The organism is Aeromicrobium marinum DSM 15272, assembly GCF_000160775.2.
In the GTDB taxonomy this organism is placed as follows: Bacteria; Actinomycetota; Actinomycetes; order Propionibacteriales; family Nocardioidaceae; genus Aeromicrobium; species Aeromicrobium marinum.
Genome location: NZ_CM001024.1, coordinates 2,938,214 through 2,958,386 on the forward strand (window position 1 = coordinate 2,938,214; position 20,173 = coordinate 2,958,386).

At 71.3% G+C, this 20,173-nt stretch carries 16 protein-coding genes and 1 riboswitch; of the genes, 11 read left to right on the top strand and 5 right to left on the bottom strand.

Annotated elements, in window-relative coordinates:
- Window positions 1-89 precede the first annotated feature (89 nt).
- The 3 genes from HMPREF0063_RS14795 to HMPREF0063_RS14805 all read right to left on the bottom strand — a co-directional run bounded on the left by HMPREF0063_RS14795 (window position 90) and on the right by HMPREF0063_RS14805 (window position 5,123).
- On the bottom strand, window positions 90-3,125 hold the full coding sequence (locus HMPREF0063_RS14795; protein ID WP_007079511.1) for a heterodisulfide reductase-related iron-sulfur binding cluster: 3,036 nt from the start codon (window positions 3,123-3,125) through the stop codon (window positions 90-92).
- Window positions 3,126-3,364: 239 nt separating this feature from the next.
- Window positions 3,365-4,555 (bottom strand): MFS transporter, encoded by a 1,191-nt coding sequence (locus HMPREF0063_RS14800; protein WP_040320330.1) that lies wholly within the window; start codon window positions 4,553-4,555, stop codon window positions 3,365-3,367.
- Between the two features lie 25 nt (window positions 4,556-4,580).
- Window positions 4,581-5,123 carry an NUDIX hydrolase family protein gene (locus HMPREF0063_RS14805; protein ID WP_007079513.1) on the bottom strand — a complete coding sequence of 181 codons (543 nt, stop codon included), beginning with the start codon at window positions 5,121-5,123 and terminating at the stop codon, window positions 4,581-4,583.
- 74 nt (window positions 5,124-5,197) lie between these two features.
- Window positions 5,198-5,307, top strand: a riboswitch (TPP riboswitch).
- Here HMPREF0063_RS14805 and HMPREF0063_RS14810 point away from each other — a divergent pair.
- The 8 genes from HMPREF0063_RS14810 to HMPREF0063_RS14845 all read left to right on the top strand — a co-directional run bounded on the left by HMPREF0063_RS14810 (window position 5,297) and on the right by HMPREF0063_RS14845 (window position 11,320).
- On the top strand, window positions 5,297-5,926 hold the full coding sequence (locus HMPREF0063_RS14810) for an ECF transporter S component (protein WP_040320331.1): 630 nt from the start codon (window positions 5,297-5,299) through the stop codon (window positions 5,924-5,926). Its footprint overlaps the riboswitch before it by 11 nt.
- Window positions 5,907-7,346, top strand: coding sequence for an ABC transporter ATP-binding protein (locus HMPREF0063_RS14815; protein ID WP_007079515.1), 1,440 nt, complete (start codon window positions 5,907-5,909; stop codon window positions 7,344-7,346). The genes HMPREF0063_RS14810 and HMPREF0063_RS14815 overlap by 20 nt, the downstream gene beginning before the upstream one ends.
- A complete protein-coding gene (locus HMPREF0063_RS14820; protein ID WP_007079516.1) occupies window positions 7,343-8,044 on the top strand; it encodes an energy-coupling factor transporter transmembrane component T family protein in 702 nt (233 codons plus the stop codon). Before HMPREF0063_RS14815 ends, HMPREF0063_RS14820 begins: the two co-directional genes overlap by 4 nt.
- A 31-nt stretch (window positions 8,045-8,075) precedes the next feature.
- Window positions 8,076-8,372, top strand: coding sequence for a hypothetical protein (locus HMPREF0063_RS14825; protein ID WP_007079517.1), 297 nt, complete (start codon window positions 8,076-8,078; stop codon window positions 8,370-8,372).
- 4 nt (window positions 8,373-8,376) lie between these two features.
- A complete protein-coding gene (locus HMPREF0063_RS14830) occupies window positions 8,377-8,742 on the top strand; it encodes a hypothetical protein (protein ID WP_007079518.1) in 366 nt (121 codons plus the stop codon).
- Between the two features lie 60 nt (window positions 8,743-8,802).
- Window positions 8,803-9,273: a MaoC family dehydratase gene (locus tag HMPREF0063_RS14835; RefSeq protein ID WP_007079519.1), complete on the top strand. Its 471-nt coding sequence runs from the start codon at window positions 8,803-8,805 to the stop codon at window positions 9,271-9,273.
- A complete protein-coding gene (locus tag HMPREF0063_RS14840; RefSeq protein WP_007079520.1) occupies window positions 9,273-10,493 on the top strand; it encodes an acyl-CoA dehydrogenase family protein in 1,221 nt (406 codons plus the stop codon). The genes HMPREF0063_RS14835 and HMPREF0063_RS14840 overlap by 1 nt, the downstream gene beginning before the upstream one ends.
- Window positions 10,494-10,495: 2 nt before the next feature.
- A complete protein-coding gene (locus tag HMPREF0063_RS14845; RefSeq protein WP_007079521.1) occupies window positions 10,496-11,320 on the top strand; it encodes an SDR family oxidoreductase in 825 nt (274 codons plus the stop codon).
- Window positions 11,321-11,359: 39 nt separating this feature from the next.
- On the opposite strand, the gene HMPREF0063_RS14850 is transcribed toward HMPREF0063_RS14845, so the two are convergent.
- Together HMPREF0063_RS14850 and HMPREF0063_RS14855 are read right to left on the bottom strand one after the other, a co-directional pair.
- Window positions 11,360-13,429, bottom strand: a complete 2,070-nt coding sequence (locus HMPREF0063_RS14850) for a PhoX family protein (RefSeq protein ID WP_007079522.1) — start codon at window positions 13,427-13,429, stop codon at window positions 11,360-11,362.
- Window positions 13,430-13,553: 124 nt separating this feature from the next.
- A complete protein-coding gene (locus HMPREF0063_RS14855) occupies window positions 13,554-14,237 on the bottom strand; it encodes an SGNH/GDSL hydrolase family protein (RefSeq protein ID WP_007079523.1) in 684 nt (227 codons plus the stop codon).
- 68 nt (window positions 14,238-14,305) lie between these two features.
- Between HMPREF0063_RS14855 and map the strand changes: the two genes are divergently transcribed.
- From map to HMPREF0063_RS17160, 3 genes are all read left to right on the top strand, one after another.
- Window positions 14,306-15,076: a type I methionyl aminopeptidase gene (gene map, locus HMPREF0063_RS14860; protein ID WP_007079524.1), complete on the top strand. Its 771-nt coding sequence runs from the start codon at window positions 14,306-14,308 to the stop codon at window positions 15,074-15,076.
- 50 nt (window positions 15,077-15,126) lie between these two features.
- A complete protein-coding gene (locus HMPREF0063_RS17155) occupies window positions 15,127-18,201 on the top strand; it encodes an S-layer homology domain-containing protein (protein WP_007079525.1) in 3,075 nt (1,024 codons plus the stop codon).
- Window positions 18,202-18,267: 66 nt separating this feature from the next.
- Complete coding sequence (locus HMPREF0063_RS17160; protein ID WP_245527723.1) at window positions 18,268-20,172, top strand: S-layer homology domain-containing protein; 1,905 nt, start codon at window positions 18,268-18,270, stop codon at window positions 20,170-20,172.
- Window position 20,173: the final 1 nt, after the last annotated feature.

The window sequence follows — 20,173 nt, forward strand, 5'->3', positions numbered from 1 at the left end:
GGTGCTCCTCACCGTCCCGTCGGGGACGGATGTCTCGGTGAGGAGTCCAACGAGACGGTGTGACCCGGGTTACGTCGCCCGGGCCGGCCTCACCCCGATCCGGACGGCTTCTCGGGGGCCTCGGAGTCCTCGTCGGGCACCGCACCGGTGGCCGACGAGCTCAGGTCGGCACCGCTGGGGTTGGCGTCCGAGAGCTCGGCCACGTCCTCGTCGACGGGGTCGGGGCCGGGCGCGTCGGCGACGTCGACGATCTCGCCCGACGACTCCGTCGCGGGTTCGTCGTCCTCGTCGGTCGGTTCGTCGGCGGAGTCGTCGGCGGAGTCCTCGGCCGGCTCGGGCGCCGGCTCAGACTCGGGCTCCGCCTCCGTCGCGGCGGGAGCCGGAGCGTCCGGCGTGAGGTCGGTGTTGACCGGACCCACGTTCGCCCAGGCTGCCTTCTCCTTCTCGCTGGCATCGGCCGGCGCATCGGCCGCGGAGTCGGTGACCTCCTCGGCCTCCTCCTCACGGGCGTCGCCCTCCACCGGCTCGTCGGCGTCCGGCTCCGGGGTGGACTCCTCGGCCGGGGCCTCCGGCGCGTCGTCGGCCGCCGGGACGGACTCGGTCTCGGGCTCGGTGGTGTCGCCGGGCTCGGGCGCCGGTTCCGGCTCGGGCTCGTCGTCCGTGGCAGGAGCGGTGGTGTCGGCCGGCGCGTCGGGCGTGCCGTGGGCCGCGCCCTTGTCGTCGACGTCGACGTTGTGCGCCGCTGCGGCCTCGTGGTCGGCCTCGGTGCCCTCGTCGGCGGGGGAGTCGAGCTCCTCGGTGCTCTGGCCGGCCACGGCCTCGGCGTCGGCGCGTCCCTCGGCGGAGTGCGCGTCGGCCAGGGGTGCGGCTTCCTCGGCGTCGCTGATGGTCGCGTCGTCGGCACGGTCCGCGGTGTCGGGCTCGGCCTCGGTCGCACCGGCGGCGCCGGCTCCGGCCATCGCGGGCACCCGCTTGACGGCCGTCAGCAGCATCTGCGCGACGTCGAGCACCTCGACCTCCTCGCGGGCGGCACCCTCGGACTGCTTGAGGGTGAGTCCGTCGGAGAGCATGACCCGGCAGAAGGGGCAGCCGACGGCGATCTGGTCGGCACCGGTGGCCACGGCTTCCTCGGTGCGGTTGACGTTGATCCGCGAGCCGATGTTCTCCTCCATCCACATGCGGGCGCCGCCGGCGCCGCAGCAGAAGGACCGCTCGCTGTTGCGGGGCATCTCGGTGAAGGTGGCTCCCGGGATCACGTTCAGCAGCTCGCGGGGTGCCTCGTAGACCTGGTTGTGACGACCGAGGAAGCACGGGTCGTGGTAGGTGATCTTCTTGCCCTCGACCTCGGCCCCGGTCGAGGCGACCGGCGTCAGCTTGCCCTCACGCACCAGGCGGTTGAGCAGCTGCGTGTGGTGGACGACCTCGAGCTCGACGCCGTAGTCGGCGTACTCGTTCTTGAGGGTGTTGAAGCAGTGGGCGCAGGTGGAGACGACCTTCTTGACCTTCGTCTCCTTGAACACCTCGGCGTTCTGCATGGCCAGTTGCGCGAACACGATCTCGTTGCCGGCGCGACGGGCGGGATCACCGGTGCAGGTCTCGCCGTCCCCCAGCACGGCGAAGCTGACGCCGGCCATCTCCAGCAGCTCGGCCACGGCCTGGGTGGTCTTCTTGGCCCGGTCCTCGAACGCGCCGGCGCAGCCGACCCAGAACAGCCAGTCGACCTCGTCGAGGCTCTCGACGTCGACGCCGACCTGCTTGACCTCGAAGTCCAGTCCCTCGGTCCACTTGATGCGGTCGCGCGGGTTCATGCCCCACGGGTTCCCCTTGCGCTCCAGGCCCTTGAAGATGTTGTTGAGCTCGGTCGGGAAGTTGCTCTCGACCAGCACCTGGTACCGGCGCATGTTGTCGATGTGGTCGACGTGCTCGATGTCGACCGGGCACTGCTGCACGCAGGCACCGCAGTTGGTGCACGACCACAGGACGTCGGGGTCGATGACGCCGAACAGGTCCTCGTCGCCGATCAGCGGCCGCTCGAGCTCGGCCTTCTGCGCCTCGGTGAGGGTGTCGGGGTCGGCGTCGAGCAGCGGGATCTTGGCGTAGGCGTGGTCGCGCAGGCCCATCATCAGCAGCTTGGGGCTGAGCGGCTTCTCGGTGTTCCACGCGGGGCACTGGCTCTGGCAGCGACCGCACTCGGTGCAGGTCGTGAAGTCCAGGATGCCCTTCCAGCTGAAGTCCTCGACCTTGCCGACGCCGAGCTGGGAGAACTCCTCCTCCTCGAGGTCCTCGAGCTTCTCCAGATCCAGCGGCTCGCCCTTGACGTACAGGGGGGCCAGGCCGCCGAGGGCGGTGCCACCGTCGGACTCCCGCTTGAACCAGATGTTCGGCCACGCGGTGAAGCGGTGCCAGGCGATGCCCATCGTGAGGTTGCGGGCGATGACGATGAGCCACACCATCGCGAGCACGATCTTGAACATCGCGACGAAGAAGATGATGTTCTTCAGCTGGTCGACGTCGTCGGGGTAGATCGCGTCGCCGAGGTAGCCGCTGATCGGGAAGTGGAACCGGCTGGCGTAGTCGGGGTCGCCGTCGGCGACGTAGATGTTGTACTCGGCGCCGCGCACGAACAGGATCGCCGCACCCTCGAGCAGGGCCATCGCCTCGACGAAGTAGGCCTGCCAGAAGGTGGAGCCGAAGAACCGGCTCTTGCGGCCCTGGGTGCGCGGGTGCTGGCGCTGGCGGACGGCGATCAGGTAGATGATGCCGATCGTGCTGAGCAGTCCGAGGCCCTCGGCCGCCCATTCGTAGAGGAAGAAGTGGCCGATCAGCGGCCAGACGAACTCGGGGTCGAACAGCTGGAAGTACGCCTGCAGGACGGCGGTGCTGAGCAGGATGAACGCGGCGTACACGAACCAGTGCATGATGCCGACGATCCGGTTCTGGATCATCCGGGTGTGGCCGAACGTCTCGATGAACATCGTCGCCGTGCGCCTGGCGGGGTTGCCCATGCGGTTCGGGGCCGGCTTGCCGGCTCGGATGATCTGCAGCATCGACCGGACGGCCATGACCGTCAGGGGGATCGCGACGGCAGTGACTGCGAGCGACACGATGATCGCGACGAGCTGCATGGGGGCCTCATTCCAGGTCGACCGTGACAGTGATGGTGACAGTAGTCCGGCTGGTTCCATCCTGAGGAGTAAGGCAAGCCAAACCGCGTGTCGCCCCCTCTAGGTTACCGGGAGGTAATCTGCCCGGCGCGGCGACGCTCGACCCGCCTCGTCGGATCGTCCGGGCAGTAGGTGAGCAACCGTATGGACGAGGTGATCGGTTGCCCACCTACCGCCGGTCCGTCGGAAGGGTTGCTCACCTACCGGTCGGCGACGGGGCGCTCGGCGCGCACAGGGACGAGCGGCACCGCGAGCAGGGGGAAGACCGCCACGAGCGCGAAGGCCCACGCGTAGCCCGGCCCGGCGATGATCGCGCCCACGCCGGGCGGGACGGCCGCGGCCGCCAGGTACTGCCCGGTGTTCTGCATGCCCATCGCGCGGCCGGACCAGAACGGTCCGCCGATCTCGGCCACCGCGGTGAAGGCCATCCCGTTGTCGACCACGGTGACCACGCTCGCCACGAGGATCACGGTGACGGCCAGCGAGGTCGACTCCAGCGCGCCGAGCAGCACCATCACGACCACGGCGCCGACGGCCACCAGGCGCATGGGCCGTAGCCGGCTCCCCGCCCGGTCGGTCCACCAGCCGGCGGCGATCCGGCCGGCCGCGCCGAGCAGCTGCGCACTGAACACCAGGGCTCCGGCCGCGACGGGTGCCCAGCCGCGGGTGTCGATCAGCCACACCAGCATGAACGTCCACACCGTGTACTGCGGCACCACCAGCAGGGCGGACGCCGCATGGATGCGCCACAGGCCCTGCCGCCGCCGGTAGGGGTTGTCGAGGAGGCCGTCGGTCCGGGCGACCTGACGGTCGGGCCGGGGCGGGTCGACGACCAGCAGGGCCGAGAGCACCGTCGCCACCGCGGCGACGGTCCCCACGACCAGCAGTGCGGTGACCAGTCCCGGACCGGCGGCCAGCGGTGGCACGATCACCGCGGAGAGCCCGACGCCCAGGGGCAGGGCCGTCTGGCGGATGCCCATCGCGGTGCCGCGCCGCTCCGGGCCGAACCACCCGACCACCAGCCGGCCGCTGGCGGAGTTGGTGCTGGCGGCGCCGACCCCGAGCAGCACCCACCACAGCCCGAGGGCCACGTAGCCGTCGGTCGTGGCGGAGGCCAGGACCGCGACGGCGGCCACGGCGAGGCCCGCCGACATCGCGAGCCGTTCACCGAACCGGTCGACGACCACCCCCCACAGCACCAGCGTCAGCATCGTGCCGATCAGCGGTGCTGATGCCAGGGCGCCGGCCCGCGCCAGGGGCAGACCCTCCTGCAGGTGCAGGTACGGGATGAGGAAGGTGGGTGCGCTGGCAGCGACGGTGCCGGCGATCTGACCGACCACGCCGACGACGAGCATCACCCACGGATCGGGCCGCTCGCGCGTCAGGCGCACGGTCCCGCCGAGCCGTGGCCCTCGGTCACGCCAGGGCGCCGAGGTGGGCCAGCGCCTGCTTGACGAGCAATCCTCGTCCGCCCTCGAAGTCGTCGAGGACCTCGGGGTCGAGCGCCTCCGACGGGGTGAGCCAGGTCAGCTCCAGTGCGTCCTGCCGCGGCACGCACTCGCCGCTCACGGGGACCACGTAGACCAGTGCGACGGCGTGCTGCCGCGGGTCGACCAGCGGGGCCACGCCGGGGAAGGGGAAGTACTCGGCCACCGTCACGGGCACCAGGCTCGGCGGCAGCTGGGGGAAGGCCGACGGGCCGAGGTCCTTCTCGAGGTTGCGCAGCAGGGCGTCGCGCACCGACTCACCGTGCAGCACCCGCCCGGACACGATCGTGCGGGTCAGCTCCCCGGTGGTGGAGGAGCCGCGCAGCAGCACGCCCAGGTGCTCGACCTGGCCGTGCGGGTCGAGCCGTACGGGGACGGCCTCGACGTACAGGATCGGGACCCGGCCGCGGGTCTCGTCGAGGGCGAACTCCGAGAGCCAGCCGGGATTCGGGTCAGGGGTGCGCACGGACATGCGCTCATTCTGGACCACCTCGGCCGATCGCGACGGCACCGGGACGGCATGGGGTGTCTCGCGATGTACAGTCGGAGGCACGACAGGGGAGCGCCTCGCAGAGGGCGCTGAGAGTGCGGATCCGCCGCAGACCCTTGAACCTGCTCCGGTTAGTACCGGCGAAGGGAGTCATGATGAATTCTGCATCTGTTCGATCCCGCTACCTGCAGCCCTACCGCACGATCGACCTGGTCACGATCGCCTCACTGGGCGTCGCGTTCGGTGTCGTGTTCTGGGCCTGGGGGAAGCTCTACGGGGTCCTCGACCTGGCCGCCACGATCGGCTACCCGCCCTCGGGCGCCCTGCTGGGTGGCACTTGGCTGATGGCCGGTGTCGTGGGTGGACTGATCGTCCGCAAGGCCGGATCCGCGTTCGCGACCGAGGTCGTGGCCGCCGCCATCAGCATGTTCGTGCTGGGCGGCACCGAGTGGGGCTTCACGGTCCTGCTGTCCGGCCTCGTGCAGGGTCTGGGCGCCGAGCTGATCTTCCTGCTCGTCGCCTACCGTGCGTTCACGCTGCCGGTCGCGATGCTCGCGGGCATCGCCTCGGCGGCGTTCGCGTCGGTCTACGAGTGGACCTACTACTACTCCGACTGGGACTTCGGCTACAAGCTGGCACACCTGGGCTTCTTCGCCGTCTCCGGTGCGTTGCTGGCGGGTCTGCTGGGCTGGCTGCTGGTGCGGTCGCTGGCCGCCACGGGGGTGCTCGACGCCTTCGGGGCGGGCCGCGAGGCGCACGAGCGGGATGTCGTCCACCAGGACTGACCCGGTCAGGATCAGCTTCGACGGGTTCGGCTGGCGACCGCTCGGCCGCCGCCGGCCCGTCGTGGCGGACCTCGACCTGACCGTCGAGCCGGGTCAGCGGGTCCTGCTCGCCGGACCCAGCGGCGCCGGCAAGTCGACCCTCCTGCTCGCGGTCGCCGGGGCCCTCGGCGAGACGATCGCCGGCGACCTCACCGGAACCGTGCACGCCGACGGTCGGATCGGACTGCTGCTGCAGAACCCCGGCGACGCCCTGGTGGCCGAACGGATCGGCCGCGAGATCGCCTTCGGCCCCGAGAACCTCGGTCTGGGCCGTGACGAGACCTGGCGGCGCGTCGACGAGGCCCGTGCCTCGGTCGGGCTCACGCAGTCCCGTGACCACCCGGTCAGCGCGCTGTCCGGCGGGGAGAGCCAGCGGCTGGCCCTGGCGGGCACCCTGGCCCTGCGCCCCGGCGCCCTGCTGCTCGACGAGCCGACCTCGATGCTCGACGACCGCACGGCGGCCGAGGTGCGGCAGGCGATCGACGCGGTGGTGACCGCGACGGGAGCCACGATGGTCGTGGTCGAGCACCGGATCGAACCGTGGCTCGACCTCGTCGACCGCGTCGTGGTGCTGGGCGGCGAGGGCCAGGTGCTGGCTGACACGACGCCCGGTGACGCCGTGCAGCGGTTCCGGGAGGGCCTGGGGCGGGCCGGGGTCTGGATGCCGGGACTCCCGGCGCCCGCGCCCCAGCCGGTCGACGCCGACCTGGTCGCCCCCGACAGCTCTCCGGACGCCGTGGTCGGCACGGGCCTCGGGGTGACGCTGGTGCGCCGGTCCCTGCGCGACACCCGGTCCTCGGTGGCGCTGCGGGACGTCGACGTGCGGCTGGACCCGGGCACGCTCGCCGCGCTGGTGGGTCCCAGCGGGGCCGGCAAGTCGACCCTGCTGGCCGTGCTGGCCGGGCTGCTCGAACCGACCACGGGTCGCGTCGACGGGTACGGCCGGCCACCCACGGAACTGGCGTCCCGGGCGCTGGCCGCCCGCCTCGGGTGGGTCCCCCAGAATCCCGAGCACGGCCTGCTGGCGACGTCGGTGGCCGAGGAGGTGCGGTTGACGGCGGCGACCCTGGGCCGCGCCGTCGACGTGGAGGGACTGCTCGCCCACCTCGGCCTGGAGCAGCTGGCCGGCTCGCACCCATACCGGCTCTCCGGCGGTGAGCAGCGACGCCTGGCCCTCGCCTGCGGTCTGGGCCACCGGCCGGGCGTGCTGCTGCTCGACGAACCCACGGTGGGCCAGGACCGGGGCACCTGGGCCGCGGTGACCGGGTGGATGACGTCGGCCGCGCGGCACGGGGCCGTCGTGGCCGGTTCGACCCACGACGACCTGCTCGTCGGACTCGCCGACCAGGTGGTCGGCCTCCAGGACGGGGCCCGGGTGTGAGGACGCTGGTGGTGCGGGCCAACCCCTTGGCGCTGGCCGTCGTCGGCACCGCGTCGGTGTTCGGCTCGCTGGCGGTGCGGTCGCTCGACATCGCCCTCGTCGCGCTCGGGTTGTACCTGGTGGCCGTGCTCCTGTTCACCCCGTCGTGGAGGTACGCCGCCCTGTGCCTCGGCTTCGCGGTGTTCGCAGGCCTGACCGTCGCCTGGTCGACCTGGCGGCTCGGTGGCCATGACGAGGTCGTCGCCGCCACGGCCGGTCTGCGGATCGTCGTGCTGGCGTGGCCCGGGTCGGTCGTCGCGGGCTACATGGACCCGACCCGGTTGGGCGACCACCTGGCCCAGAACCTGCGCCTGCCGGCCCGTCTGGTGGTGGCCGTGTCGGCGGCGATGCAGCAGGTCACGACCCTCATGGAGCAGTGGCGTCAGCTGGCCCGGACCAGGCGGGCACGGGGTCTCGGCCCGGCCGGTGGCCTCGGTGCGCGGGGGCGGTACGCGGCATCGATGGTGTTCGGTCTGCTCGTCGCCACGCTGCGGTCGGCGACGACGCGGTCGGTCGCGATGGACGCCCGCGGGTTCGCCACCGCGCACCGCCGCACCTGGGCCGAGCCCGCGCCGTGGTCGGGGCTCGACGTCGGGGTCTCCCTCGGCGGCCTCGCGCTGGCCTCGGTGCCGGTCGTGATGTTCGTCGCGGGCGGCTGATCACGCCCCCGAGGTCTGGGACACTGGCGCCATGACCACCACGGCCGCCGAGCTCGCTGCACTGAAGCGGGTGCAGCGTCGGGTCGCCGGCATCGCCTTCTTCTCGATCGCCATCCACGGGGTCCTCGGTCTGATCGGCGGCGCGCACGCCATCGTCGACGATCCGGGGCGTCGCACCGACGCCATCCTGTTGCTGGTCATGTCGGGGGTCTTCGCCGTCGTGACGCTGGTCGTCACCCGGGTGATCCTCGGCCGGTCGCCCTTCACCTGGTACTGGTGGCCGGTCGCCTTCGTCCCGACGATCGCCGGCTCCTTCTGGGTGCTCTGACGAGATGGAGGTCGTGATCGGGGTCCTGCTCGTGGTGGCAGCGGTCATCCACGCGCTGCCCGTCATCGGCGTCGTGTCGAGCGAGCGGGTCGCTGCGCTGTACGCGATCACCGTCGACGGCACGGATCTCGCCGTCCTGCTGCGGCACCGCGCGGTGCTGTTCGGCGTACTGGCCGGGCTGCTCGTCGCCGCGGTCCTCGACCCCGACCTGCGGGGGCCCGTCGCGGTCGCCGTGCTGGTCAGCGACCTTGCCTTCGCAGCTCTGGCGATCGGGGCGCGTGAGATCGGTCGGTCCCTGCGCCGAGTGCTCGTGGCCGACATCGTGTCGATCATCGCCCTGGTCGGCGTGATCGGTCTGCTCCTGGCCTAGTCACCGGCCGCCGAGCGCGCTAGGGTCCGAACTAAGCAAGCGCTTAGCAGAGGAGCCCCCATGTCCCAGCCCCGCGTGTTCTCCAGCCTGGAGGACTTCAAGGCCGCCGCCGGCACCGAGCTCGGCACCAGTGACTGGGTGACGATCACCCAGGACCAGATCGACACCTTCGCCGACGCCACCGGTGACCACCAGTGGATCCACGTCGACCCCGAACGTGCGGCCACCGGCCCGTTCGGCACGACCATCGCCCACGGCTACCTGACGCTGTCCCTGCTGCCGGTCTTCAGTGCGCAGATCTACACCGTCGAGGGCCTGACGATGGGCGTCAACTACGGCGCCAACAAGGTGCGGTTCCCGAACCCGGTCCCGGTCGACTCGCGGCTGCGGGCCACGGCCACGCTGAAGGAGACGGCCGACATCGCCATCGGCACCCAGGCGACGATCACCTTCGTCGTCGAGCGCGAAGGTGCGGAGAAGCCCGCGGTCGTGGCCGAGGTCGTCTACGTGATGGCGGGAGGGGCGTCCTGATGCACTTCGCCTTCGACGACGCGACGAACGAGATCGTGGCCCGCGTGCAGACCTTCATGGACGAGCACGTTTACCCGGCCGAGGCGTCGGCCCACGAGCAGATGCGGGCCGCGATCGCCGAGGACCGGTGGGACCCGCCGGCCGTCCTCGCCGAGCTGCGGGCCAAGGCCAAGGAGCAGGGCCTCTGGAACTTCTTCCTGCCCGGCGGCGGACCGGCCGGCCTCACCAACCTGCAGTACGCACCCATCGCCGAGATCACCGGGCGCAGCATCCAGCTGGCCCCGGCGGCGTTCAACTGCGCGGCCCCCGACACGGGCAACATGGAGGTGCTGCACATGTTCGGCACCGACGAGCAGAAGCAGCAGTGGCTGGAGCCGCTCCTGGCCGGCGACATCCGCTCGGCCTTCGCGATGACCGAGCCGCAGGTCGCGTCCTCGGACGCCACCAACATCGAGACGCGCATCGAGCGCGACGGCGACCACTACGTGCTCAACGGCCGCAAGTGGTGGATCACCGGCGCGATGAACCCGAACTGCAAGGTGTTCATCGTCATGGGCAAGACCGACCCGGAGGCGTCACGGCACCGCCAGCAGTCGATGATCCTGGTCGAGCGCGGCACCCCCGGCTTCGAGATCCTGCGGGGCATGCAGGTGTTCGGCTACGAGGACCGCGACCACGGCGGCCACGCCGAGCTGCGGTTCACGAACGTGCGGGTGCCGGTGTCGAACCTCGTCGGAGGTGAGGGCGAGGGCTTCGCCATCGCCCAGGCGCGACTCGGACCCGGACGCATCCACCACTGCATGCGGTCGATCGGCATCGCCGAGCGCGCCATCGAGATGATGTGCCGGCGCGCGACCGAGCGGGTCGCCTTCGGCCGGCCGATCGCCGACCAGGGCGTCGTGCGCGACTGGATCGCCGAGTCGCGGGTCCGGCTCGAGCAGCTGCGTCTGCTGGTGCTCAAGACGGCGTGGCTGATGGACACCGTCGGCAACCGGGGCGCGCACACCGAGATCCAGGCGATCAAGATCGCCACCCCGCAGACCGTGGAGTGGATCCTCGACAAGGCGATCCAGACGCACGGGGCCGGCGGCATCAGCCAGGACTTCCCGCTCGCGGAGTGGTGGGCCGGCATGCGGACCCTGCGGTTCGCCGACGGACCGGACGAGGTGCACAAGAACTCGCTGGCCAAGGCCGAGATCGCCAAGCACCGGCGCGACTGACGATGGGGTTCCAGGTGCAGGGCGCCGCTGCCGTCGTCACCGGCGCGGGCAGCGGCATCGGCGCCGGCATCGCCCAGCGGTTGTTGGAGGCCGGAGCCTCGGTCGTGCTGGGCGACCTGGACGCCGAGCGGCTCGCTGCGACGGCCGCCGAGCTGGACGCCGCCCACCCCGGGCGGGTCGCGCACGTGGCGGGTGACGCCGCCGACGAGGGCCACGTCCACGACCTGATCGCGGCGGCCCCGGCGCCGGTGGACCTGTACGTCGCCAACGCCGGCATCTTCCGCGGGTTCGGCCTCGACGCCGACGATGCCGCGTGGGAGTCCTCCTGGCAGGTCAACGTGCAGAGCCACGTCAGGGCCGCCCGGGCCCTCGTGCCCGGGTGGGTGGAACGCGCCGCCGCAGGCGCTGGCGGCGGGGTCTTCGTGTCGACGGCCTCGGCCGCCGGACTGCTCACCCAGCTGGGGTCACCGACCTACGCCACCACCAAGCACGCGGCGGTCGGGTTCGCCGAGTGGCTGGCCGCCACCTACGGCGACCGGGGGGTGCAGGTCTGCTGCCTCTGCCCCATGGGGGTCCGCACCGACATGCTGTCCGAGGGCGCCACGAGCGCCGACGGCGACGCCGGCCTCGGCATGCGGGCCGTCACGACGGCCGGTCGGGTGCTGAGCCCGCTCGAGGTCGCCGACACGCTGCTCGACGCGGTGGCCGCGGGCCGGTTCCTGGCGCTGCCCCACCCCGAGGTGGGCGACATGCTGGCGCGCAAGGCCGCGGACCACGACCACTGGATCAGCGGCATGCAACGGTTCCGCGGCTCGCTCGAACCCTGAGCAGGACCGAGGCCCAGGGTCCGAGCGGCCGCGAGCCGGTCAGGTGCCGATCGGGCGCCCGTTGGTCTGCCACACCGCGACGACCGACGGACGGGGCAGTGCGCCGTTGCCGTCGGGCCAGAACGACGCCCGGTTCTCGTAGCTGGCGCCGTTGCGCTCACCCGGGTGCTGCACGCAGACCATGACGCGCTCCCGCTGGATCACCGGTCCGCAGGTCTCGGCCCCCACCGGGACGGTGAGGAACTGCGTGACCCGGCCGCGGTCGCTGCCCTCGACGGCCACACCGAACAGGCCGTCGTTGGACCCCAGCGCGTTGCCGTCGGTCGAGATCCACAGGTTGCCGCGCGGGTCGAAGGCGATGTTGTCGGGGCACGAGATCGGCGAGACATCGGTCTTGGGGTAGCCGCCGAAGTAGGTGCTGGGATCGGCCGGGTCCCCGCACACCAGCAGCAGGTTCCAGCCGAAGGTGGTGGCTCCGGCGTCGTTGCTCGACTCCGTCAGCTCCAGCACGTGGCCGTGGCGGTTGACCGCCCGCGGGTTGGCCTCGTCGGCGGCCGCCTGACCGGCCGCCCCCCGGTTGCTGTTGTTGGTGAGCGCGACGTACACCTTGCCCGTCTGCGGGCTCGGTTCGACGTCCTCGGGACGGTCCATCTTGGTGGCGCCCATCAGGTCGGCCGCCTGCCGCGTGAACAGCAGGACCTCGGTCGCGTCCATGCCGGGAACGAAGGACTCGGTCCCGCTGACGAGCGGGATCCACTCGCCGGAGCCGTCGAAGCGGCCGTCGGCGGGGAGCCGGCCCGACCCGTCGATCTCGTTCGCGGGCGAGTTGCCGCTGAACCGGGCGACGTACAGCGTGCCGTGGTCGAGCAGGTCGGCGTTGGCCGCCTTGGCCGCCCGGGTCGGGCCCTTGCTGAACGTGTCGCGCGTGACGAACTTGTAGAGGTAGTCGAACCGCTCGTCGTCGCCCATGTAGAGAGCCACCCGGCGGTCGCGGGTGAGCTGCGCGGTGGCGGCCTCGTGCTTGAACCGGCCCAGCGCGGTGCGCTTCTTGGGCGTCGCGGTGGGATCGAACGGGTCGACCTCGACGATCCAGCCGAACCGGTTGGCCTCGTTGGGCTCCTGGGCGAGGTCGAAGCGGCTGTCGAACCGCTCCCACTGGCGTTCGGTCGTGCCGCCGGGGAACCCGTAGCGGGCCAGTCGCGCGCGGACCGTCGGATCGGTGACGGAGTTCGCGTTGGCGAAGTACTGGTTGAAGTTCTCCTCGGCCGTCAGCCAGGTGCCCCACGGGGTGATGCCGCCCGCGCAGTTGTTCAGTGTGCCGAGCACGGTCGTGCCGTCCGGGTCGGCCGACGTGCGCACCAGCGGGTGGCCGGCAACGGGACCGGTGAGCTCGAACTCCGACGACGTGTGCAGGCGGCGGTTGAGCGGGTGGCCGACGATCGGCGTCAGGGCGCCGCTGCCGCGGGTGTCGCTCACCGCCACGACCGTGAGGCCGTGGGCCGCCCACGACGTCTCGACCTGCTCGCGGGTGGGGTCGGCCGACGAGTAGCCGGGGTACATCAGGGTCTCGCTCGTGTACTCGTGGTTGACGACCAGGACGTGCACGCCGCGCTCCACCTCCAGGATGTCGAGGTGGTCGCAGTTGAACCCGAACTGCCGCTGCTGGGCGGCTGCGGTCTGGTTCGCGGGGTCGAACGCCGGGCTGTCGGCGAACAACGGGTCGCCCCACCGGATCACGACCTGCTGGGAGTAGCCGGGCGGCACGGTCACCATGTCGGCGGTGTTGGGCTGCACGGGGGTGTACTTCAGCCCGAACGGACCCGGCGCCACCCCGGTCGACAGGCCGGCCGCCGCAGCCGGTGAGGCGAGGGCGGAGGTGCCGAGGCCGGCCACCCCGAGGACGGTCCCGGCTCGCAGCAACCCACGGCGGCTCAGAGCCGACTGCACGACCTCGGCGAACGTCACGTTGTCGGAGGTGTTGGGGGCGTCGTGGGCGCAGGCGTCGCCGCACCGGTACCGGCAGGTGAGGGCCGAGCGTCGGGTGGAGCACGGGGAGACGGCGGGGGAGTCCGCCATCGGGAGCAGGGGTCGTTCGGGGGTGATGGTCATGGGCAGGTCCCTTCGTCACGAATGGCGGGGATCGCCCGACCCCCGTGGGCCGACGCTAGGGACCCGGCCTGTCGTGCACGGGGACGTGACATGAACGATCGGTGACGCTGCCCGATCGAGGGGCTCAGCGACGGTGCACGGCCTCCCGCACGATCTGGGCCATGCCGGCGTAGCCAGCGTCGTTCGGGTGGAAGTGGTCGGCCGACAGCTTGCCGCGCCAGTTCCTCGTGCGGGGATCGCGGAACTCCGCCCGCACCAGCCCGCGGCGGCGGACCGCCTCGTCGACCTGGTCGTTGAACCGCACGGCGGACGACTGTCCTCCGGGCTGGTTGCCCATCACGGTGCCCGGGGGGAGCCGCTCCAGCAGGTCGGCGAGGGCCTCGGGCAGGACCGCCCGTCCGGTGCGGCTCATCAGGTCGTTGCTGCCGATCACGACGGTCACGAGGTCGGGGGCCTCGCCCAGCGAGTCCATCGCCGGCAGCTGTCGGTCCAGCACGTCGGGCACCCGCGCGCCGTAGAACGACAGGTTCACCATCCGGTGGTCGGGCAGGTGGTCGGCGAGCTGACCCGCCCACCCGCGGTGCGGCCGGCTGGCGCCGATGCCCTGGGCCATCGAGTCGCCGAGCACCACCCAGAGCGGGCCGTCCGCGGCGACCGCGGCGAGATTGTGCCGCCGCCACTGCTCGGCGTAGGGCTCGACCTGGCGCTGCACCGACCGCACGCCACGCGACAGGGCGCTGGCGACCCGGACGACCGGTCCCGCAGGCCGCCCGCTGAGGTTGGTGTAGTCGAAGGACGTCTCGCTCACGCCGTCAGTGAAGCAGGTGGGGCCACGCCGGACCCGCGTCGACGGGGCGGCCCGACTAGGCTGGAGTGATGGCGATCGAGCTCCTGACCCCGGCACAGATCGACGAGATGCGTCCGGCCGGACGGTTCGTCGCGGAGGTGCTGACCGCACTGCGCGAGGCGGCCGACGTGGGGGTCAACCTGCTGGAGCTCGATGCTCTGGCGCACGAGATGATCCGCGCCCGCGGTGCTGAGTCCTGCTACATCGACTACCACCCGTCATTCGGCGCGAGCCCGTTCGGCAAGGTCCTGTGCACGTCGGTCAACGACGCGGTGCTGCACGGCCTGCCCCACGACTACGCCCTGCGCGACGGCGACCTGGTGAGCTTCGACTTCGCGGTCTCGGTCGACGGCTGGGTCAGCGACTCCGCCCTGAGCGTCATCGTCGGTACTCCTCGTGAGGAGGACCAGCGCCTCATCGACATCACCACCGAGGCACTGGGAGCGGGCATCGCCCAGGCGCGCGCCGGCAACAAGGTCGGCGACATCGGCCGTGCCGTCGGCGACGTCGGCCGGGCCCACGGGCTCAAGGTCAACACCCAGTTCGGCGGTCACGGCGTCGGTCGGACCATGCACGGCGAGCCGCACATCCCCAACGACGGCCGTCCGGGCCGCGGCTTCCCGCTCAAGCCGGGTCTGGTCATCGCGATCGAGCCGTGGTTCCTGCACACCACCGACGAGATCGTCATGGATCCCGACGGGTGGACCATCCGCAGCGCCGACGGTTCGCGCGGCGCCCACATGGAGCACACGATCGCGATCACCGACGGTGACCCGATCGTCTTCACCGCCCGCGACTGAGCCTTTCGGCCCTTACTCTGGTCCCGTCGGAGTGTTGAGGGAGATCGGTCATGACGCGGTACGGAGTCGCGCGGTGGGTTGCCGTCGTGCTGGTGGCACCTGTCCTGGTGGTGACGCCTGCTGCCGGGGTGGAGGCCCCGCCAGAGCCCCCGTCGCTGACCAGCTTGCCGGACGGAAGCCTGGACTACGCGGCGCCCCAGCTGGCCGATGAGCCGACCACGACCGTCGTCGGTGAGCTCGAGGTCGCCATCGTCGAACCGTCGCCGGGTGAGCCCGGCGGTGCCGCCTACGCGATCGACTCCGGCGACGGACTGATCCCACTGGACATCGAGCTGCCCGAAGGCACCGCGTCGGGCGCAGAGGTGACCGCCGAGCTGGTCGAGTCGCCCGAGCTCGAGAGCGCACGGGCCGGCCGGCCCGCGGGAGAGGTCGAGGTGGCCAGCGCGACCGTCGAATCCCGCGTCGCGGCGGCTGCGACTCCGGCCGCCAAGCGTGCGTACGTGGCGATCTCGACCCAGGGGTCGGAGCCGACCAATGGTGCGGTGGAGGCGGCGGTCGACGAGACGATGGGCTGGTGGCTCGACGAGGGGGACGGTGCGATCACGACCTTCACCCGACCGGTCGCGACGCAGACCTTCTCGGAGGCGTGCTCGACCGGCAACTGGCCGGCCACGGTCAGCGCTGCATCGGCGTTGTTCCCCCAGGTCAACTTCGGCAACGGGTCCGGCAACCACCTGATCATCGTCGGCGCCAACTGCGGTGGTACCGGTCTCGGGCGGTTCGGCGACTCCCTCGACGACGGTGGCTGGACCATCGCCACGTGGAGCGCGTCGGTCGGCGTGCTGACGATGATCCACGAGGTGGGTCACAACGTCGGGCTCGAGCATGCGGGCATCACCGGCTGCACCGGCTGCAACGCCGAGTACGGCAACGTCTTCAGCGTCATGGGTCTGGGACTGTCCTTCAACTTCAACGGCAATCCGGTCTTTTTCACCGAGCCGGCGCTCGGCTCGGCCTACCGTGAGCAGCTCGAGGTCGACGGTCCCGGCGAGATCAGCGCCTGGCAACGATCTGGTTCGGCCGAGGCCACGGTGGTCCTGTCGCCTCGAGCGGGCGAGACCGGCACCCGAGGCGTGCAGGTCGCCGCTGCGGGGGACGTGACCTACTGGGTCGACTACCGCGACGGGACCGGCCGCGACGAGGGCACCTTCTACGACACGTCGTTCAACTTCAGCTCGTGGGGCGGCATGACGTTCGACGCGGGCGTGACGATCGTGCGGCAGGCCGTGCCCCGCGGCGAGACCACCCTGCGGCCCGACGGGAACTCCGCCGAGTGGCAGGCCGGCCAGACGTTCGACGACGGCACGGTCCGGATCGAGGTCCAATCCATCGGCGGAGGGACCGCCACCGTCCGTGTCCACGACGTGGTGGCTCTGGGCGCGCCGGACACGACGGCTCCGGTGGTGGCGTTCTCGAGTCCGCCGACGTCGGTGGTGCAGGGGTCGAGTCCGGTGTTCGCGTTCACGGTCGATGACGCCGGGGCTGAGAAGGAGTGCCGGGTGGATCTGGGTCCGTGGGGCAACTGCACGGCCGCGTTGAGTCACACCGTCAACACGTCTGCTCTGTCGGTGGGTGCGCACTCGGTGTCGGTGCGCGCGACCGATGGTGCGGGGAACGTGGGGTCGGCGACGGCGAACTTCCAGGTGACGGCGGTGCCGGACACGACGGCTCCGGTGGTGGCGTTCACGAATCCGCCGACCACGGCGGTGCAGGGGTCGAGTCCGGTGTTCGCGTTCACCGTGGATGACGGGTCGGCGGTGAAGCAGTGTCGGGTCGATCTGGGTCCGTGGGGTAGCTGCACGGCTGCGTTGAGTCACACGGTGAACACGTCGGGGTTGTTGGTGGGTGCGCACTCGGTGTCGGTGCGCGCGACGGACGGTGCGGGGAATGTGGGGTCGGCGACGGCGAACTTCCAGGTGACGGCGGTGCCGGACACGACGGCTCCGGTGGTGGCGTTCACGAATCCGCCGACGTCGGTGGTGCAGGGGTCGAGTCCGGTGTTCGCGTTCACGGTCGATGACGGGTCGGCGGTGAAGCAGTGCCGGGTCGATCTGGGTCCGTGGGGCAGCTGCACGGCTGCGTTGAGTCACACGGTGAACACGTCTGCTCTGTCGGTGGGTGCGCACTCGGTGTCGGTGCGCGCGACGGACGGTGCGGGGAATGTGGGGTCGGCGACGGCGAACTTCCAGGTGACGGCGGTGCCGGACACGACGGCTCCGGTGGTGGCGTTCTCGAACCCGCCGACGTCGGTGGTGCAGGGGTCGAGTCCGGTGTTCGCGTTCACGGTCGATGACGCCGGGGCTGAGAAGGAGTGTCGGGTCGACAACGGGGCCTGGACGGCCTGCACGGCTGCGTTGAGTCACACGGTGAACACGTCTGCTCTGTCGGTGGGTGCGCACTCGGTGTCGGTGCGCGCGACGGACGCAGCCCTGAACGTGGGCAGTGCGACGGCGAACTTCCAGGTGACGGCGGTGCCGGACGCACCGTCCTTCACCGACGTCTCCGGCAACCACATCTTCCGCACCGAGATCCTCTGGCTGGCGTCCACCGGCATCACCACGGGCTACGACAACGGCAACGGGACGAAGCGGTTCGAGCCGTCGGCGCCGGTGCTGCGGGAGCAGATGGCGGCGTTCCTGTACCGATTCGAGACGATGCGCAACGGTGAGCCGGTGGTCGACCTGCCGGCGACCTCACCGTTCACCGACGTGCCGACCACCCACGTCTTCTACAAGCAGATGGTGTGGCTGAGTGAGCAGGGCATCACCACCGGCTACGACAACGGCAACGGGACGAAGCGGTTCGAGCCGTCGGCGCCGGTGCTGCGGGAGCAGATGGCGGCCTTCCTGTACCGCTTCGACGAGCAGGGCTACGAGGACTCCGACGGTGCGACCTTCGCCGACGTGTCGCCGGCATTCGTGTTCTTCGACGAGATCGAGTGGTTGGCGTCCACCGGCATCACCACCGGCTACACCGATGGCGGCGTCGTCACCTTCCGCGGCGGACAGCCGGTGCTGCGCGAGCAGATGGCGGCGTTCCTGTACCGCTACGACCGCTTGCCGTAGCGACCGGCCACCGAGCGGCGGGACCACGCTCGGCCTACGATTCGACCCATCTGGGAGAGGGAGTCCATGAGACGTTCGGCCATGTCGGCGACCGCCGCCGTTGTCCTGTGCATCGGCCTGCTGGCGGCCCCTGCGGTGTCGGCCGATGAGCCGGACCTCAGCACGGCCCCGGATGGCACCCTCACCTACGTCGACCCCGACCTGGCGGACGAGTCCACCGAGCAGGTCGAGGGCGAGCTGACCGTCGCCATTGTCGAGCCGACGGAGGCGTCGCCGGCCGGTGACACGACGTACTCGATCGCCACCGCCGGAGGCGACGAGGTGCCCATCGACATCGACCTGCCCGCCGATGTCGTGTCGGGAGGCGAGATCACGGCCGAGCTGGTCGACGCCCCGTCGTCGGAGCGTTCCACGCTCCAGGAGGACGAACCGGCCACCGTCGCTTCTGCCAGCATCGAACCAGCCGTCGCCGCCGCCGCAGTGGCGACCGACCACCGCTACTACCTGGCCATCCGCAACGGTTCAGGGGTGACCGCCGCGCAGGCCGAGTCCGCCTTCCGCGCGGTCGCCGACCGATGGGTGGCCGAGGCCGGCGGCAGCATCCGGTCGTTCTCACGGCCGGCTGGTGCGACCACGTTCTACACGGGATCCTGCTCGGTCGCGTCGCCCTCGTCGGTCTGGAACACCGCCGACAACGCCTACCCCGGGGTGGACTTCGGTGCGACGAGCGGCAACCACCTGATCGTCATCGGCGGCGTCGACCAGTGCGACGGCCCGGGCGTGGCCACGTTCGGCGTCGACCTGTCGTCGGGCGGCAAGGTGATCGTCGAGTTCGAACCGTCGATCAACACGTTCGTCGGTGTCCACGAGGTCGGCCACAACCTCGGGCTCGACCACGCGGGGCTGCAGCGCTCCGGGTGCAGCGGCGTCTGCGCGGAGTACGGCGACCTCTACAGCGTCATGGGACTGGCCATCGGCGGCGGCTCGCCTGCCTACGCGGTGCCGGCGCTGGACTCCGCCTACCGGCACCAGCTCGACGTCGACTCCGCCGGCGAGATCTTCGACGCGCAGGGCGTCACGGGAGGACCCGTGGTGACGCTGCGGCTGCAGCCTCGCGGAGCCGCCTCCGGCCTGCGCGGAGTGCGGATCGTGACCGGTACCACCGAGCACTGGGTGGAGTACCGGCGCAAGGTGGGACGGGACGTCGGCACCGTCTACGGACCGGGGCTGTCGCTGTACTCGACCGCCTACGCCGAGGGCGTCACCATCACCACCCGCACGGGTTCGGACCCGCGCATCAGGTTGCGGCCGGACGGCAGCTCCGGCGCCTGGGCACCCGGTCGCCAGTACGTGAACGGTGCCGCCAGCGTCAGGGTGCTGTCGGCCGGGGACACGGCGCTCGTCCAGCTCGTGGGGGCGAGGCCCAACGGATTCTTCGACGTGCCGCCGGGGCCCGGGTTCCGCAACGAGATCCTGTGGCTGGCGGGCCGCGGCATCACCACCGGCTACGAGGACGGCTCGTTCCGACCCTCGGGCCCGGTGCTGCGCGAGCAGATGGCCGCGTTCCTGTACCGCCTGGCCGGGTCGCCGGCGGTCACCAACCTGCCGCCCGTGTCACCGTTCCGGGACGTCGCGACCAACCACGTCTTCTACCGCGAGATCGTGTGGCTGTCGCGCAGCGGCATCACCACGGGCTATGCCGACGGGACCTTCCGTCCGTCGGACCCCGTGCTGCGCGAGCAGATGGCCGCGTTCCTGTACCGCTACGAGTTCGGCTCGTCGGGAGGTCCGGTCGACACCGACGGTCCGACCTTCACCGATGTCCGGCGGCCGTTCGTCTTCTTCGACCAGGTCGAGTGGCTGGCGCGGGAGGGAATCTCCACCGGGTACGACGATGGCACCTTCCGCGGTGGGCAGCCCGTGCTGCGGGAGCAGATGGCCGCCTTCCTCAACCGCTACGAGCTGCTGTAGC